Annotated in this window: 13 protein-coding genes; 2 read left to right on the top strand and 11 right to left on the bottom strand. The window is 62.1% G+C overall.

All coding sequences use genetic code 11. From position 1 onward, the window contains the following. Positions 1-87 precede the first annotated feature (87 nt). A complete protein-coding gene (gene murJ / locus NCS00_RS28875) occupies positions 88-1473 on the top strand; it encodes a murein biosynthesis integral membrane protein MurJ (RefSeq protein WP_250437546.1) in 1386 nt (461 codons plus the stop codon). A gap of 10 nt (positions 1474-1483) precedes the next feature. Here the strand turns inward: murJ and NCS00_RS28870 are convergent, their stop codons facing one another. The 10 genes from NCS00_RS28870 to NCS00_RS28825 form a co-directional block, all read right to left on the bottom strand. Next, positions 1484-3421, bottom strand: a complete 1938-nt coding sequence (locus tag NCS00_RS28870) for an acyltransferase family protein (protein WP_250441634.1) — start codon at positions 3419-3421, stop codon at positions 1484-1486. Positions 3422-3545: 124 nt separating this feature from the next. Further along, positions 3546-4556, bottom strand: a complete 1011-nt coding sequence (locus NCS00_RS28865) for a polysaccharide deacetylase family protein (RefSeq protein WP_008346183.1) — start codon at positions 4554-4556, stop codon at positions 3546-3548. Between the two features lie 5 nt (positions 4557-4561). After that, complete coding sequence (locus tag NCS00_RS28860; RefSeq protein WP_235366307.1) at positions 4562-5668, bottom strand: EpsG family protein; 1107 nt, start codon at positions 5666-5668, stop codon at positions 4562-4564. Positions 5669-5715: 47 nt separating this feature from the next. Beyond that, positions 5716-6735: a hypothetical protein gene (locus NCS00_RS28855; protein ID WP_008346179.1), complete on the bottom strand. Its 1020-nt coding sequence runs from the start codon at positions 6733-6735 to the stop codon at positions 5716-5718. Next, complete coding sequence (locus NCS00_RS28850) at positions 6735-7898, bottom strand: glycosyltransferase family 4 protein (protein WP_008346177.1); 1164 nt, start codon at positions 7896-7898, stop codon at positions 6735-6737. The genes NCS00_RS28855 and NCS00_RS28850 overlap by 1 nt, the downstream gene beginning before the upstream one ends. A 13-nt stretch (positions 7899-7911) precedes the next feature. Beyond that, positions 7912-9078, bottom strand: a complete 1167-nt coding sequence (locus NCS00_RS28845) for a glycosyltransferase family 4 protein (protein ID WP_250441633.1) — start codon at positions 9076-9078, stop codon at positions 7912-7914. Further along, on the bottom strand, positions 9075-10145 hold the full coding sequence (locus tag NCS00_RS28840; RefSeq protein WP_250441632.1) for an SDR family oxidoreductase: 1071 nt from the start codon (positions 10143-10145) through the stop codon (positions 9075-9077). The genes NCS00_RS28845 and NCS00_RS28840 overlap by 4 nt, the downstream gene beginning before the upstream one ends. After that, positions 10138-11349, bottom strand: coding sequence for a glycosyltransferase family 4 protein (locus NCS00_RS28835; protein ID WP_008346171.1), 1212 nt, complete (start codon positions 11347-11349; stop codon positions 10138-10140). Before NCS00_RS28835 ends, NCS00_RS28840 begins: the two co-directional genes overlap by 8 nt. 116 nt (positions 11350-11465) lie before the next feature. Then, positions 11466-12743 carry a Vi polysaccharide biosynthesis UDP-N-acetylglucosamine C-6 dehydrogenase TviB gene (gene tviB, locus NCS00_RS28830; protein ID WP_008346170.1) on the bottom strand — a complete coding sequence of 426 codons (1278 nt, stop codon included), beginning with the start codon at positions 12741-12743 and terminating at the stop codon, positions 11466-11468. 94 nt (positions 12744-12837) lie between these two features. Further along, a complete protein-coding gene (locus tag NCS00_RS28825) occupies positions 12838-15078 on the bottom strand; it encodes a polysaccharide biosynthesis tyrosine autokinase (protein ID WP_033536895.1) in 2241 nt (746 codons plus the stop codon). A 781-nt stretch (positions 15079-15859) separates the two neighbouring features. Between NCS00_RS28825 and NCS00_RS28820 the strand changes: the two genes are divergently transcribed. Next, entirely contained in the window at positions 15860-16993 is a 1134-nt protein-coding gene (locus NCS00_RS28820) for an MraY family glycosyltransferase (RefSeq protein ID WP_033536894.1), read from the top strand. An 81-nt stretch (positions 16994-17074) separates the two neighbouring features. On the opposite strand, the gene NCS00_RS28815 is transcribed toward NCS00_RS28820, so the two are convergent. After that, a partial coding sequence (locus tag NCS00_RS28815) for an IS3 family transposase (RefSeq protein ID WP_250439142.1) occupies positions 17075-17177 on the bottom strand: 103 nt, incomplete at its 5' end.

The raw sequence follows: 17177 nt of genomic DNA, 5'->3' as shown, positions 1-17177 counted from the left end.
CCGCGGGCCTTCGCGTGATTTCTGTCGCATGGCGCTTTCGTTTCGACGTCAGGCCATGCGGCGAAAGGCTCCCACGCAGGAGGACCCGTGCTGAGCGCAGCAGTGCAATCGGTGAGACGACGTCTCGGCGGCGTGCATCAGGATCACAAGAGAATCGCAAGAAGCGCGGTCGTCCTGCTGATCTTCGTGATCGCCGGGAAGTGCATCGGCGCGTCGAAGGAAATGGCGATCGCGTATCGCTACGGGATCAGCGGCACGGTCGACGCCTATCAGTTCGCGCTCACGCTCGTCACCTGGCTGCCGACGATGCTCACGAACGTGCTCGCCGTGCTGCTCGTTCCCGCGCTCGTCTCGCTTCAGGAAGACAAGTCGCAGCGCAACGGTTTTCTCGGCGAGCTGGAAGGCGTGGGCCTCGTGCTCGGCCTCGGCTCGTCGCTTCTGCTATGGCTTTTCTGGCCTTATCTCGCCGATGTCATCGCGGGCAGTCTCGCCGAATCCACACGCGACATGTGCCGCGCGATGATCATCAGCATGACGCCGGTCGGTGTGCTGACCTTCACGATCTGCATTTCGTCGTCGCGGCTGCAGGCGTCGGGCAAGCACATCAACACCTTGCTCGAATGCGTGCCGGCCATCGGCCTGCTGGTCTTCGTGCTTGCCGCGCGCAACAACGAATCGATTTTTCCGCTCGTCATGGGGACGTCGCTCGGCTTCGTCGTGCAGGCCGCGTGGCTGCGCGTGCTCGCCAGGCGAGCCGACACGATGCCCGCCCGGCCGCGCGTTTCGATGCGCGCGAAGCAGTGGCCATCGACGATCCGCTCGATGGGCATGCTCACGATCGGCGCGGTCGTCGCGAGTCTGTGGCTTCCGATCGATCAGTACTTCATGGCGCAGCAAGGCGACGGCGCCATCGCGACGCTCGGCTACGCGAACCGGCTGCTCTCGCTCGTGCTCAGCATGGGCGCGCTTGCGATCACGCGCGCGACCTTGCCGATTCTCGCGGAGATTCTTCATCGCGGCGATCATGCGCGCGCACGCAGCACCGCGCTGAAGTGGTCCGGCATCATGACCGTACTGGGCCTGACCGGCAGCATCCTCGCGTATGCGCTCGCGCCGTACGTCGTGAAGCTGCTGTTTCAGAAAGGCGCGTTCACCGCCGACGACACCATCGCCGTCACCACGCTCTTTCGCTACGGGCTGCTGCAAGTGCCGTTCTACTTCGGCATGTGCGTGCTCGTGCAGCTGTTCGCGAGCGAGACACGCTATCGCGCGATCTCCGTCATTTCGCTGATCGGCTTCGCGACGAAGATCATCGGCAACGTCATTCTCGTGCGCTACTACGGCGCGCAGGGCGTGCTGCTCGCGACCGGCATCGGCGCGATCGCGGTGCTCGCGAGCTATATCTTCTGGACGCGCTATGCGCCGCCGTTCACCGGCAACGGCGCGCAGCACGATACCGGCACGCCGCAATAAGCACCTGCTTTCAACCTTGTTCGAAGACGCGCCGGAACATCGGCACGAGGAAGCGGTTGCCGTATTCGCTCATGTGATGGAAGTCGGAATAAAGCGGCCGGCCATCGTGCGAGCCCATGCACTTGCCGTCCGGGCACAGGAACGGACGCGGGTCGAGCAGATGGATACCGCATTGATCGTGTGCCTGATGCATCGCCTGCAGCAACGCGCCATTGCGCTGAACGTAATCCGACATGGTGATCGACAGATCGGGCGCCTTCGGATCCCGCATCTTCTCGCGCGCGAGCGTCAGCGGCACGTTGAAGTCGAACTCGGGAATCGGTTCGACGAGATAGACCGGGCGAATCTTCGAGATGCGGCAAACGGTCGATAGCAAGTGCTCGCGATACAACTCCGTCGTGAACGGCGTCGATGTCTGCGCCGGCTGCTCCGGATTGACGAACGCGAAGTCGTCCATCGTCGGACCGGACCAGTACTGCGACCAGTGATTCGCGATGATGACCGGCGTCTTCGCGCTCTGATCGCGGCTCAGGATATCGATGTACTTGCGGTCCTGATCGAAGCAATCGCCATTGCCGCGGCGAATGCCGTAGATCGTCGGGCAACCTTCTATCGTGATGAGCAGCACATCATCGGGCTTGCCGTTCGGCACGGCGTCGACGACCGCTTCGGCGATCGCTTCCGCGTGACTGTCGCCGAGCACCACGACGCGGCTCTCCTTCTGCTTGTTCGCGACATCGCACGGATCGATCATCATGTGACACTTCGTGCGATGCGGATTCGTGTCGTAGGTCTCGCTATCGGCGATGAACACCGAACGGTCGAAGCGATTCGGCACGCCCTGGCTCGCATAGATGCTGCCGCCGCCGATTGCCAGCAGCAGCGTGAACGCGAGAATCGGACGCAGCGTGATGAAGCGCGGAAAGGCGCGCGCCTCGTCTCGCGCCGGCGGCTTTCTGGTCTTCGACTCGACGAGCGCATACGACAGATAGCCCATGACGAAGCCGCCCGCGATCGCGGCCGCGCGCCAGCGCAGCGAACCTTCCCTGTCGAAGTACGTGAGCGCGACGACGAACGGCCAGTGCCAGAGATAGACCGAGTACGAAATCTTGCCGATGAACTGCGCGAGCGGATTGCCCGTGAAGATCGAATGCCTGCGCGCCGCGAGAATCACGAACGCCGTGCCGAGCACCGGCACGAGCGCGAGGTAGCCCGGCCATTCGTTGTTCTCGTTGAACATGACCGCGCCGTACGCGATCATCGCGAGGCCGATGCATTCCAGCGTGCGGCGCACGGGCCTGCCCGCCGTCAACGGGAACAGATAGACGAGCCCGCCCGCGATCATTTCCCATGCGCGCGTTGGCAGCAGGAAGAACGCGGCCGTCGGCCATTTCGTCGGATCGGAGAGATAGACGCACGCCGCGAACGAAACGAGCGCGGCGCCGACGAGCGCGATCTTCGTCCCGCGTCGCCCGAAGAGCTTGCGCACGAGCAGAATGCCGAGCGGATACAGCAGATAGAACTGCCACTCGACGGAAAGCGACCACGTATGCAGCAGCCATTTCAGATGCGAGCGCGTATCGAAGTAACCCGCTTCGCGCCAGTAAACGATGTTCGAAAAGAAGCCGAGGCTCGATCCCGCCGCCTTGCCGAACGCGCGAAACTCGGAAGGCAGGAATATCAGCCAGCCGAACACACCGAGCGCGAAGCAAAGAAACGCGAGCGCCGGAATGATGCGCCGCGCTCGATCGCCATAGAATTCGAGCACCGAGAACCTGTCCTTCGAAAGGCGTCTGAAGATGATGCTCGTCATCAGATAACCGGAGATCACGAAGAACACGTCGACGCCGAGAAAGCCGCCTTTGAAGCCGGGCACATCGAAGTGGAAAAGGACGACCGCGAGAACCGCGAACGCGCGCAGGCCGTTGATGTCGTTACGAAAGTTCATCGCGCTTCCCCCAAGAACTTCTTTTTTGCCGCGCACGCGCCAGCGCGATGCAATGGACATCGCCATTGCATCGCGCCCGCGGTGCGGGTTATTTTCTAGCGTCTTGTCTTTCCTGATTACTTCGTCATACGAACAAACCGAATTCCATCTCCGCAAGCCGGCTTTCTTCCGATTGCGTCGCCCGCGCGACTTCCGCCATGGTCGCGGGCTGCATGCCGTAGGTCTCTCTCAAGTACACGTGATGCTTCAGCACCGCTTCGAGGACGCCGAGGTTCTCGGCCAGATTCGCACCGAAGTTATGCGGATGCCACCACAAGTGGAACGAACGCCCCGTGCGCGCCGCCGACGTCATCGACTGCTTGATCCGATGGATGCGCAGCCATTCGAGCGCGCGCTTGTTGCGCGCATATGGACGCAGGAAGCGGCTCGAACGCACGTCGATGAGTCCGCGAGCCGGGCGCGGATCGAACGCGTGATCGCCTGAGATATTGATGTACGTATCGACGAGACGCGCCGCGCGGCGCATCGCCGCTTCATCGGCGCGCGAGGTTTCGCGATACATCCAGCTGCGCTCCGTGCCGCGATACGCGACGAGCCCTTGCTCCGCGCACACCGACAGATACGCGTTGTTCACCTGATTGCGCGGAAACACGATGCTCGCGGGCGGATCGGCGAGACGCCGGATCGATGCGACCGATGCTTCCATGTCGGCGGCGAACTGCGCCCTGTTCTGCCCTGCTTCGAGTGCGTAGTAATGGCAGAACGTATGGCTCGCGAGCTCGCTGCCTTCGGTATCGACGATCCGACGCGCGAGCGACAGACCATAGTGGTACGGATCGCTCTTTTCGTTATCGCCGATCGAATCGAGATAACCGTTGGCGTATGGACTCAGCTTCGTATCGGTATAAGTCGGCCGGACGTCGGGCAGATTCGCGAGCAGGTCCTTTTTGTTATCGAACAGCAGCATGCCGACCGTCGCCCACGTCGCCTTCACGCGATACTTCGTGAACATGTCGAGCATCGCCGGAATCGCCTCGCGCACGCCGAGAATGTTCTTTCCGTATGTGGCGATCGAGCGATGGTCGCGCACGCCCCACATCAGTTCGAAATCGAGCGAAATCAGGAAGTAGGACATCGTCGTCAGGGCATCAGGAAGTAGTGATAGACGCCTTCGAAATAACTCTTCGTGGCGTCGGCTGCGACGGCCACGAACACGCCGAAGGTGATGACCAGAACCATCGCGTTCTTGAACTTGATCTCGGGCGCGAGGAACGGCAGCAGCAGCGGCACGCAATACCAGACGCGGCCCTTCGCGAACGGAAACACGAAGAACGCAACGACGAGATACACGAAGAGTCCGACATGCATGATCGACAGCCGCGTGAATGCGCGCTGACGCTGCGTATCCTGCGCGCGCCACGTCGAGTAGAGCACCATGACCGATGCCATCGTGTAGAACAGCAGCAGCGACAGCAGCTTGATCGTGAAGTTTTCCTGATAGCCCGAGTACTCGTCGATACGACGGCCGCCGTAGGTCGCAAACAGAAACTTCGCCGCCGACGCAAGCACGATCGCCACCACGCTCACCGCGACGAGCGCGCGCGCTTTCCTTTGCTCGCCGATGAAACCGGCGGTCATCAGGAACGCTGTAGGCACCGCGAAGGTCGTGTGCACGAAGCTCGCGAGCCCCATGCCGATGGTCGGCTTATTGAAGCGCAGCGCGAAGAGCATCGCGATGGCAAGACCGAAGCCCTGGCGGATCTGGAACAGACCGACCGTAGCGAGCGCATACGGAATCACGAGCCACAGAACGAGACCGATGAGCGGCCTGCGCGTCTGCAACAGCGAATACATCACGACCAGGTTAAGCAGCACCACCGTAATGCGGATGCCGCCTTCGGGCGACACGCCGAACGCATTGAGGAGGATGACCCACGAGCGCCAGCCCAGCTCTTCCGTGATAAGGCTGATGAGAAAGCCCATATCCGACTCGCGGTTCTGATAGAACTGCACGAGCCAGTGCCAGTCGGTCGAGCGGAAGTACTGGATGTACGCTTCCTGGTCGAAGATCAGGCCGACGCTGCGCTCGCGGAACGCGACGATCGAGAGCGCCGTGGCCGCGAGCACAAGGAACGCCCAGCCGGATGGCGTCATGAAGTACGCGAATCCGGTCATGCGTCGTATCGGTTCGCTCTGCGCGCTCTGTGCGCTTTGCTGCGCCGTATTGTTCATTGTCGTTGCTTGCATCGTATTGGCCTTTTTTCCGCTTTAGTTATTGTGTGTGGGCGCGGCTTTCATGGCACGAGCCTCAGGTTGGTGACGATGATCTTCGGTCCCGCCTTGTCGTAATCGATGCTTTCCACTGTCGACATCTTCGGACTCACCCATGTCGGCGAATGACTCGCGATCTGCCCGGACACCTTGCGCCCATTCAGCTTGAGCGATGACACGGCGAACGCGGCATCGCTCGCGCCTTCGTCGCGATGATTCGTGATGCCGATATCGACATGCTTGGGCATCGGCCCGACGATCTCCTCCAGCCAGACGATGATCCCGTACCGGCAATTGCGCGTCGTCGGATTGACGATGCGAATGTTCTCGAGAATATCGGCGTTGCTGTTCGGCTCCGCGTCGAGCCCCGCTTCCGGCTGCGTGCCGCCGATGTTCTCCCACAGCGGATTCTCGAACACGATGTTGCGTCCGCTGATGATCGACACGCCTTGTCTGCGGCAGCGGTCCGCATGATGATTCACCACGCGAATACCGCTGCTGTACTTAAACGCGACGTTGTAGCTGTTGGCGATATAGATGCCATCGCCCCAGCAGCCGATCGTCTTCGGCGAGATGAGCGTCACCTCCGTGCTTCCCGCAATCGAAAAGCCCATGCCGTGACCGTTTTCACGCAGCGCCGGTTTCGCGGCATTAAGCTCCTTGCTACCGTCGAGCACCGCGTTCTCGACGAGCACGTTGCTCACGTCCCAGATGCGGAAGATCGAATAGAACGACGTATCGTGCGGCAGCAGCTTGATCGACGCGCCCGGTGCGAAGCGCAGGTGACTATCGCGCCGCAGGTCGAGCCCTTTGTCGTCGATACGGCACTTGCCCGTGATGAGCAAGGTCGAATCGACGGATTGATCGATGGCCCGCTGCAGCGCGATGCGATCGTTCGTCTTGCCGTCGCCCTTCACGCCGAACGACTTGTCGGTGACGACATCGCGTTTCTGCGCCGCGCGCGCGTCGAAGCCGGCGACGCCCGCTCCACTGGCGACGGCGCCCATCAGCAGCGAGCGGATCACTTGTCGCCGGTCGACCATTACGCTTTCTCTCCCGTCACCGCACGCGCATAAGCCGTGCTCTTGCCTTCGCCGCCGCGCGAGCGTGCGCCGAGTTGCGCGAAGATCGCGTCCCACTGACGCAGGATCGCCGGCGACGAATAACGCTGCCGTACCGATGCCGCCGCCTTGCGTCCGAGCTCGGCGCGCAACGCTTCGTCCGACATCACGCGGCGCAGCGCATCGATCAGAGCGGCCTTGTCGCCGGCAGGCACGAGCAGACCGTCCTGGCCGTCGCGCGTGAGTTCGCGCGGGCCGCTCTTGCAGTCGAACGCGACCGTCGCGAGGCCGAGCGCCATGCCTTCGAGCATCGCCATCGGCAGACCTTCGTAGCGCGACGACAGCACGAACGCATCCGAGCGCGCCATCTCTTCCCAAGGCGTCGTCGTCTTGCCGGGCATCAGCACGCGCTCGTTCATCTTCAGTTGCGCGACCTGCGCTTCGAGCACCGCGCGCTCCGGGCCTTCGCCCCAGATCCACAGATCCCAGTCCGGAAACTCGGGCGCGAGCGTCGCGAATACATCGATCAGCAGATCGAACTGTTTTTGCGTGTTGAGACGCCCGACCGCGACGAGCCGCTTGCGCGCGCTCTTCTCGATGGTTTCGGGCTGCAACAGCAACAACTCGTCCGGCAGCGGATTGGGCACCACTTCGATGCGCTTCACGCGCGGCACCATCTTCCTGAACGATGCCTCCATGTTGTCCGTGAGCAGCGTGAGCAGGTCCGCGCTCGGATAAACGAAGCGGCACATCTGGCTCATGAGCTGCGAACGGCCGTCGGCGGACGGATCGATGTGCTCGCTCGCGATAACCGGAATGCCGAGGCCGCGCGTCGCGAGAATCGTCGTGATGTTCACGTTCGAGAGGAACGACACGACCACATCGGGCGCGCTTTCGCGGATCAGCGCACGCAGCGCGCGAAAGCGCGCGGGATATTGCAGCATGCGCGCGCCGGCCTTCACGCGATCGGCGAGGAAGACGCAGCGCACGTTCGGCGCGAGCGGATAAAAGCACGCGCCACGGCCGCTATACGTGATGACGAGCGTCACCGTATCGCCGCGTTGCGCCCACGCATTGACGAGCGAGGCCGCGACGCGCTCCGCGCCGCCGCTTCCCATCGAACTGACCACGAGCATGATCTTCATCGGTCGTGGCTCCTCATCGTCCGGCTGCGGGAGCGTGAAGTTCCGCGCGACGCGGCACCTTCACGCCCGACTCTTCGAACACTTCCTGCCACAGCGCGATGGTCTTCGACAACGCGAACGTGTCGTTGACCGACGTCGCGCACAGCGCCATGCGATGACGTTCTGCGTCGTCCTTCATCAGCGATTCGAGCGACTTCGCGAGCGCGCTCGCATCGCCGACCGGGTTCACGAGCAGGCCGTTCATGCCGTGCGTGACGATCACGCGCGGACCCGAATCGCAGTCGTAGCTCACGGCCGCGCAGCCGCTCGCCATCGCTTCGACGAGCGTCATCGAGAAGCCCTCGAAGTGCGAACTCAGCACGTAGAGATCGGCGCGCTCGTACCAGTCCGCGACGTTGCCCGCGCGGCCAGGCAGAAACACGCGGCCGCGCAGCTTCGCCTCTTCGACACGGCGTTCGAGACTCGCACGCGCAAGCCCTTCGCCGACGATCACCAGATCCCATTGCGGCAGCGCGCCGGCAATCTTCCTGAACGCATCGATGAGGCTGTCGAAACCTTTTTCGGGTGAGAGCCGTCCGACCGCGAGCAACAACTTGCGCCCGTCCTTCACGACGCTTTTCGGCTCGATGATCGGATTCGTTCGCGCGATAGGCAGCGTGAACGGCGGCGGAATCACCTTGACGTCTGTCGCGCGGCAATGCGTTTCGATCCAGTCGCGGGTTTCGTCGGTGAGCGCGACGACCTTGTCCGCGAAGCGATACGTCAAGAGCCGCAGACGCTCCCAGAACGGCGTGAGCGGCGCGCGCGGCGGATGCGTGTGCTCGCTCGCGATGATCTTGTACGGCAGCCCGATGCCCGCAAGCACGGCGAGCACGTTGGCCGTCGCCATGACGCCGAGCGCGACAGTAGGCTTCGTCTCGCGCAACACCTTGCGGAACGCGAGCACGCGCTTCGCGTTCGACATCAGCGTACGCACGAAGCCGCCGCCCTCGACGCCGCCCGCGAGCCCCAGCTCGAGGCGCTTCACGCCCGGATGAAACGGATAGACATCGCCTTCACCGGCTGTCAGCGTGACGACGGTCACTTCCCAGCCGAGCGCCGCCCACTCGTTCGCGAGATTGGCAGTGACGCGTTCAGCGCCGCCGCCGTGCATCGAGTAGATGAAAACGACTATTTTCATGCGGGCCTCGTCGCGAGTTCGGCTTCGACCGGCACGCGGCGCTGCGACAGAAAGCGGATGTACCACGGCATCGCGATCGCGAGTCCGTCGGCGAGCGGAATGGCGCTCGCATAGCCGAGCAGTTGCGCGGCCTTATCGACGTTCGCTTGCGAATGACGCACATCGCCCGCGCGGAACGGCGCATACACCGGGCTGCCTTCGTTGATGACGCCGTTGTCCGCGAGCACGCGCTTCAAGCCGTCATAGAGCTGATTGAGCGTCGTGCGATCGCCGACCGCGACGTTGTAGACCTGATTGCGCGCTTGCGGCTCGGAGAGCGCAGCGAGGATGTTCATCTGCACCACGTTGTCGATGAAGCAGAAATCGCGGCTCGTTTCGCCGTCACCGTTGATCGTCACCTGTTCGTCGTCGATGAGCGCGGCCGTCCACTTCGGGATCACGGCCGCATACGCGCCGTCCGGATCCTGGCGCTTGCCGAACACGTTGAAGTAACGCAGACCGATGGCGTTCAACCCGTACGTGCGCGCAAAGACCGAAGCGTACAGCTCGTTGGCGTACTTCGTCACCGCATACGGCGAAAGCGGCTGGCCGATGCGATCCTCGACTTTCGGCAGGCCCGGATGGTCGCCATACGTCGAGCTCGACGCGGCGTAAGTGAAGCTCTCGACTTTCGCGTCGCGCGCGGCGACGAGCATGTTCAGAAAGCCGCTGATGTTGACTTCGTGCGTCGTGATCGGATCGTTCACGGAGCGCGGCACCGAGCCGAGCGCCGCTTCGTGCAGAACGTGCGCGACGCCTGTCACCGCGGTGCGGCAATCGTCGAGATTACGGATATCGCCTTCGATGAAGCGAAAGCGCGCCCATTGCGCGGGCGTCACGAGCGAGCGCACTTCATCGAGATTGCGTTGATGCCCGGTCGCGAAGTTGTCGAGCCCGACGACGTCCTGGTCGAGCTTCAGCAGCGCTTCGAGCAGATTCGAGCCGATGAACCCGGCGACGCCGGTAATGAGCCACTTCTGCGGCGTGCGCGTCAGTTGTTGACGGATCGATTCGTAACGATCAGACATGAAAGTCTCCAAATTTGCCGACGGGCGCGGCGTGTTCGCGGCGCTCGTCTTCGATCGCGATCGAGGGAACCAGCTCGCGATACACGGCGAGCGTCTTCTCGATGACGATGCGTTCGTCGAAATTCTTCAGTGCCTTCTCGCGCGCGGCGAGGCCCAGCTTTCTCGCGAGCGCGCGGTCGTCGTCGAGCTGGCGGATCGCATCGGCGAGCGCGCGTGCATCGCGCACCGGCACTTGCAAACCATCCACGCCCGACTCGCTGACCACTTCGCGGCAGCCCGGCGCGTCCGTCGTGATGAGCGGCAGCGCGCAGCCCGCGGCTTCGATCAGCGCTTTCGGCAAGCCTTCGCGATAGCTCGGCAGCACCATCACATCCACTTCCGTGAAGAGCTTCGGCATATCGCTCACATGACCGAGCCATTCGACGAGCCCTTCCTTCACCCAGCCCTGCACCATCGCCGTGCTCACCGATGCCGGGTTGCCGTCGTCGGGCGAACCCGCGAGCAGGAAGCGCACGGTGCGATTCTCGCGGCGCAGCATGCGCGCCGCCTCCACATATTCTTCGATGCCCTTGTCCCACACGAGCCGCGCCGCCAGCAGAATGCGCAGCGGCTTGGCCGCATCGTCCGGCGACGCCTCGCGCACCTTGAAGCGCGTCAGATCGACGCCCGATCCCTTGATCAGACGAATCGACTGCTTCTCGACGATGCGCGCGGCTTCGAACAGCTTGATGTCGTCCGGATTCTGCAGGACGAGAATGCTGTCGCGGCCGTTCAGCGCCGAGCGCATCACCGTGCGCACGACCGGCTTCAAGATACGCGCTTTCAGATCGCGGCTCGTGAAGACGTAGCCCATCCCCGCGACCGCGTTCACGCGCGCCGGCACGCCTGCGAGCTTGCTCGCGAACGAGCCGTACACCGCGCTCTTGATCGTGAAGCCGTGCACCAGTTGCGGCTTTTCGCGCTGGAAGAAGCGCGCGAGCCAGAGCACGAGCGCCAGTTCGCGCAGCGGATTCAGACTGCGCCGGTTCATCGGCACCGCATGCCAGCGAAAACCCTGATCGCGCAGCTTCGGGCCGTATTCGCCGTCGGGTGACAACAGAATGACTTCGAAACCCGCGTCGCGCAGTTTGCGAGCGAACGAAAGCCGGAAATTAAACAGATACCAATCGGTGTTGGCGTACAGAACTACCTTGGGCATCTTCATTGCGAACTCCGAACGTCCGGTTGACATCGCCGCGGGCAACCCCCGAAATTCCGGGAGCCGAACCGCGGCGATGTTGTGCGACGGCCTGCACCGGTCAATGCCGATGCCACCGAACCTCAGAGACGCATGTCGCTCGCCTCGGGCGGCAGAACGTACTTGAGGTCGCACAGCACGTGCTGCGACTTGCCGTAGGCGTGAATGCCTTCCGCGCCTTCATCGGCGAACTGCTTGTGCGCCACCGCGAGCACGACCGCATCGTAGACGCCCTTGGCGGGCTGATCGATCGGATCGATGCCGTACTCGTGATGCGCCTCTTCCTTCGAGACCCACGGGTCGTACACGTCGACCTGGACGCCGTACTCCTTGAGATCGGCGATGATGTCGACCACGCGCGTGTTGCGCAGGTCCGGGCAGTTCTCCTTGAACGTGAGACCCATGATGAGCACGCGCGCGCCCGAAATGGCGATGTCGCGCTTGGTCATCGTCTTCACGAGCTGCGAGACGACATAGTTGCCCATGCTGTCGTTCAGGCGGCGCCCGGCGAGGATGATCTCCGGGTGATAGCCGATCGCCTGCGCCTTGTGCGTCAGGTAATACGGATCCACGCCAATGCAGTGGCCGCCGACGAGGCCCGGGCGGAACGGGATGAAGTTCCATTTCGTGCCGGCCGCGAGCAGCACGGATTCGGTGTCGATGTTCATCTTGTTGAAGATGATCGACAGTTCATTGATCAGCGCAATGTTCACGTCGCGCTGCGTGTTCTCGATCACCTTGGCCGCTTCGGCGACGCGGATGCTGCTCGCCTTGTGCGTGCCGGCCGTGATGATGCCGCGATAGAGCTCGTCGACGAAATCGGCCACTTCGGGCGTCGAGCCGGACGTGACCTTCTTGATGTCCGGCAGGCGGTGCGACTTGTCGCCCGGGTTGATGCGCTCGGGGCTGTAGCCGACGAAGAAGTCTTCGTTGAACTTCAGGCCCGACATCTTTTCGAGCACCGGGACGCACTCTTCTTCGGTCGCGCCGGGATAAACCGTCGATTCATAGATGACGACGTCGCCCTTCTTGAGCACGCTGCCGATGGTCGTCGATGCGCCGATCAGCGGCGACAGGTCCGGACGCTTGTAGTGATCGATCGGTGTCGGCACGGTCGCGATGAACACGGTGCAGCTGCGCAGGTCTTCTACATCGGCGCTGTACTGCATGAAGGTCGCGGAAGCCAGCTCGGCATCGTCGACTTCGAGCGTGACATCGCGCCCTTCGCGCAGCGCGTTGATGCGCGCGCGATTGATATCGAAGCCCACGACGGGATGGCGCTTGCCAAATTCGACGGCGAGCGGCAGGCCAACGTAGCCCAATCCGACAATGCCGAGTTTCAACTCTTGCGGCGAGAACATATTCACTTCTCCTCGTTATGCAACTCAGGACGTTTATTTAGTACTGCTGTTCGATTCGGGGTCCAGCTGAAGCAAATGCCGGATGAGTCAGTCTCTAGTCTTCCTTGTCGGCCTTGTAGGCAGCGTAGGCGTAGCCGCCGTACTGGCGCGCCTGGGCATAGTTGCCGTAGTGCACCTTGAAGCCGTTGAGCAACACGCCGGTGACGCTTGCGCCCGATTGTTCGAGCCGCTTCACGGACTCCGAGATTTCCCCGGAACGCGTATCCCCATAACGCGCAACCAGGAAGATCGAGCCCGCGACGGGCGCCATGATCGCCGTGTCGGACACCGCCAGAATGGCCGGTGCGTCGAGCAGCACGATGTCGTATTCCGCCGATGCGCGATTCACCGATTCCGTGAATGCGTCCGACAAAAGCAGCTCGGCCGGGTCCGGCGGATAGAAGCCGCACTGGACGAAGTCGAGATTGTTCAGCACCGAGCGATGCACGGTCTCTTCGAGCGTGGCCGAACCGTTCACGACATCCACGAGACCCTTGCCGCGCGGCAGGCCGAAGTACTGGTTCAGGTGGCCACGGCGCAGGTCGCAGTCGACGAGCAGCACGCGCTTGCCGCCGGCGGCGAGCAGCGTCGCCAGGTTCGCGGAGACGAACGACTTGCCGATGCCGGGCAGCGGACCCGCGAGCATCACGACGTTGTTCGGCGCATCCATCAAGGCGTACTGCAGGGACGAGCGCATCATGCGCAGGCCTTCCACAGCCGGATCGGTCGGGTAACGCGAGGCGAGCGCGAGCTGTTCCGGCTTCTTCTCGGCGATGCGCTTCGCGAGTTCCTTCTGACGCTCGCTGTCCGGAATCGTCGCGAATACCGAAAGACCCGTCTTCGATTCCAGTTCCTTCGGATCGAGCACGCCCTTGAACAGGAAGTCGCGAGCGAACGCCATCACGATGCCGAGGAACAGACCGATACCAGCCGCGATCACGAGCACCAGCGCCTTGACCGGCTTGACGGGACGCTCGGGCACTTCGGCGTGGTCGAGCAGCTCCACCGTCGGCGTGCGGCCGGCTTTGATGAGGCGCATCGTTTCAATGTTGTTGCGCAATGCCGAATAGACGTCGGTGCTCATGCGCACGTCGCGTTGCAAACGAAGCGCGCCCTGCTCGGCCTGCGGCATCGCCTTGACGCGCGCTGCCAGGTCGTTGATGTACTTCTCGGTCGCCGCGATCTGCTGGTCGATCACCACCACGCTCGGGTGCGAGGGCGAGAAGTGCACGGCCAGGTCGGCGCGACGGCGCTTCAGGTCGAGCAACTGCGCATCCGCTTGCGAAGCCTGCTGCATCACGATGCGGCCTTCTTCGTCCGGATTGAACAGCGTGCGGCTGTTGCGATACGCGTTGTAGTTGTCTTCGGCCGTTTCCATCTGACGCTTGGCGTCGGGAAGCTGCTGCTCGAGATATTCGAGCGACTTCTCGGCGTTGATCCCGCGACGATCGGCGTTCTGCTTCACGTACATGCGCGACAGTTCGTTGATCGTCGCCGCCACGAGCACCGGGTCCTTGCCTTCCAGTGTCGTGCTGATGACGCCCGACTTGTTGCCCTGCTCGGCGATCGCCAGCGAATTCTGCAGACGATCGATGGCGGACACGCGCGAGTTACGCGTCAGATCGAATTCGACGCCCTTCTCGCCGTGGATGAAGCCCACGAGCAGCGAGATGGGACCGGCGTCGGTGTCGAAACGCTGCACGCTGCCGACCTGGCCGCCGACGCCCGTTTCGACGCCCGGGCCGCGCACCTGATACTGGCCGTTGCCGAGATAGCGCAGCGTGTATTCCTTGCCTTCGTATTTCTTCGGCACGTCGAACGCGGACACGTCGATCGATTCGGCGCCCCATGCGTAACCGCCGCGGCCGAAGAGACCGGGAGTCGACGTTTCATCGTTCATGCGGGCGACCATGCCCCCGATGATCGGGAAGCGATGCGGCGCTGCCTGGATGTACAGCTTGAGCGCATCGACGACGGGACCGAGCACGAACTTCGATCCGATGACCTGGATCTCGCCTTCGGCCGTCGCACGCTGATCGAACAGCGTGGCCGCGGTCCGAACCATGTCGCGTGAGTCGGCCGGCTGTCCATTGCTCGAGTCGTCGACTCTGACGAGCATGCCGGCCTGATAAATCGGGGCCGAGAAATACGCGTACACCACCCCGATGCTGAAGACGACCGCCACGGTCGCCGCGATCATCTTCCAGTGACGGCCCAGCGTTTCGAGAATCGACGTCAGCTCGATCTCTTTCTCGCTCTCGGCCATTACGGCTGACGCCTGATTTTTAACTTTCATAGAACGTCTCGTTACAGGCTCTTATGGGACCGGCGCGGCAAGCGCACCGGATGCGGATCGAAACACCTGCGGCGCACCCCTAAGGGCGCAAACATCATTTCCTTATTCTTGAATTCAGGCCTGCATTCAGGGCCGTTAAAATCCCGCCCCGGCATTGCAGTCGTATTGAAACACACGACCCAAAAAAAGAGAAATTCCCACAGACGATTTTTGTTGTTTATCGAACCTTTCAGAGCGACCGAGTGTTCGCTTTCCCGCTTTTAAGAATTTAACGAGTATGCGGGCCATTTGAGCAAATCGAAAAGTAGCATAGGCCGCCTTGTTGTATGCGCGGCACCGCACATATAATCGCTATTAATCGAACTGCTAATTCTATGAAGAAAGCCGGTTTAGCCTGGGTTCGATTTGCGGACATTTTTTCGCCTGCCGGGACGGGCTCGTCGGGCCTGTTGTGCCGGCAGCGCCGGCCCGCTGGGCTCTAACGCAGGGAAAAACGTACCGGCCCTCAGAAGAATATGCGCGCGAAGGTGGGCTTGCGTACGGACAAGGCGCGAATTTCAAAAGCGCGCATTAAGTCCTTTATATGAAATCCGTGTTTTAACGCGCTATTAATTTCGGGTTTGTATGAATAATCGGGGGAAGCCCCAATAAAATCGCAGTAGGCTCGGTTTCACACATTAAAGCGCCATAAATGCGTGGACAATGGCAGGGGTTGTACCTACCATAGGCTTTCGGGTATTGATATTCGAAAAGAGATGCGCCCTCTTCGTGAGTGAAAAAAATGTTAAACCTTGCGCTTGGCTTCATCAGTTCTTTCTGCATGACGCTACTTATAGTTCGATTCGCGGGACGCTACGGGGCGCTTTCCCTGGATCATGATTTGAACGGGGTTCAAAAGAACCATTCTCATCCGGTTCCGCGGGTCGGCGGCATCGCATTGATGGTCGCGGCCTGCGTGACGTTTCCCATCGCCGCGATCTTCGGCGGCAATCCGCGCGACGAGTCCCTTTTGCTGCTGCTTTGCGCAGCGCCCGCATTCGGAAGCGGCGTGATCGAAGACCTGACCAAGCGCGTGAGCGTGCGGGCGCGGCTGCTGAGCGCGATGCTGGCCGCGCTGCTCGGCGCGTTCATTCTCAACGGCGTCGTCGGCCGTGTGGATCTGCCGCTCGTCGATCCGATTCTCGCCGTCACGCCCATTGCGATCGGACTCACCGTGCTCGCGGTCGCCGGACTCACCAACGCGGTCAATATCATCGACGGTTTCAACGGACTCGCCGCCGTCGTGGCGATTCTGATCTTCGGTTCGATCGGCTATGTCGCGCATGAAGTCGGCGACCTGCTCGTGATGAGCACCGCGCTCACGATGATCGGCGCGATCGGCGGCTTCGCGATCTGGAACTATCCGGCTGCGTCGATTTTTCTCGGTGACGGCGGTGCGTACTTCATCGGCTTCACGATCGCCGAATTGCTCGTGCTGCTGGTCGCGCGGCATCCGAACGTCTGTGCGTGGTATGCAATGGTCGTCGCGATTTATCCGCTTTTCGAAACGCTCTTCTCGATCTACCGCCGCCGGATCGTGCGCGGGCGTCCGGTCGGCGCGCCCGACGGCATCCATCTGCACACGCTCATCTTCAAGCGAGTCGTGCGCAAAGGGACGGACCCGCGTCAGCGTCAGCGCAGAAACGCGCGCACGTCGCCGTATCTGTGGGTGCTGAGCATGATCGGCATCGTGCCCGCGTCGCTCTTCTGGCACAACCCGGTGGTGCTCGCGGTGACGGCGGTCGTGTTCGCGGTGGCGTACGTGTGGCTCTACACGGCGATCGTGCGGTTCAAGACGCCGCGATGGCTCCTCGGCAGTCAGCGGCGCAGCGTCGTTGCCAGCGCGGTTGCCGAGCAGACGACACATCACAAGTGATCCTGAGCAGTTCGTAGGAACGTAATCACGAAAGGCCCCGGTCGAATCTGAACTGACCCCGCAAAGTTGGACAGTTTTGGGCTAGGCCGCTAAGGGCTGAGTTCTGTACATCACAGGACTCAGCCCTTTCAGCTTCAGCTTGATGCGGTGGTGATTGTAGTAGTGAATGTAGCGTCTGATTCCG

The sequence above is a fragment of the Caballeronia sp. AZ1_KS37 genome (assembly GCF_023631165.1).
Lineage (GTDB): Bacteria > Pseudomonadota > Gammaproteobacteria > Burkholderiales > Burkholderiaceae > Caballeronia > Caballeronia zhejiangensis.
The sequence above is the reverse complement of the archived record's forward strand: the minus strand, read 5'-3'. Positions and strand labels throughout refer to the sequence as shown.

Excerpts from the sequence above, each read along its gene's own strand:
- NCS00_RS28870 (WP_250441634.1), bottom strand. The coding sequence starts at position 3,421 with ATGAACTTTCGTAACGACATCAACGGCCTGCGCGCGTTCGCGGTTCTC.
- NCS00_RS28855 (WP_008346179.1), bottom strand. The coding sequence starts at position 6,735 with ATGGTCGACCGGCGACAAGTGATCCGCTCGCTGCTGATGGGCGCCGTC.
- NCS00_RS28865 (WP_008346183.1), bottom strand. The coding sequence starts at position 4,556 with ATGTCCTACTTCCTGATTTCGCTCGATTTCGAACTGATGTGGGGCGTG.
- NCS00_RS28825 (WP_033536895.1), bottom strand. The coding sequence starts at position 15,078 with ATGAAAGTTAAAAATCAGGCGTCAGCCGTAATGGCCGAGAGCGAGAAA.
- NCS00_RS28820 (WP_033536894.1), top strand. The coding sequence starts at position 15,860 with ATGTTAAACCTTGCGCTTGGCTTCATCAGTTCTTTCTGCATGACGCTA.
- tviB (WP_008346170.1), bottom strand. The coding sequence starts at position 12,743 with ATGTTCTCGCCGCAAGAGTTGAAACTCGGCATTGTCGGATTGGGCTAC.
- NCS00_RS28850 (WP_008346177.1), bottom strand. The coding sequence starts at position 7,898 with ATGAAGATCATGCTCGTGGTCAGTTCGATGGGAAGCGGCGGCGCGGAG.
- NCS00_RS28860 (WP_235366307.1), bottom strand. The coding sequence starts at position 5,668 with ATGCAAGCAACGACAATGAACAATACGGCGCAGCAAAGCGCACAGAGC.
- NCS00_RS28845 (WP_250441633.1), bottom strand. The coding sequence starts at position 9,078 with ATGAAAATAGTCGTTTTCATCTACTCGATGCACGGCGGCGGCGCTGAA.
- NCS00_RS28835 (WP_008346171.1), bottom strand. The coding sequence starts at position 11,349 with ATGAAGATGCCCAAGGTAGTTCTGTACGCCAACACCGATTGGTATCTG.
- NCS00_RS28840 (WP_250441632.1), bottom strand. The coding sequence starts at position 10,145 with ATGTCTGATCGTTACGAATCGATCCGTCAACAACTGACGCGCACGCCG.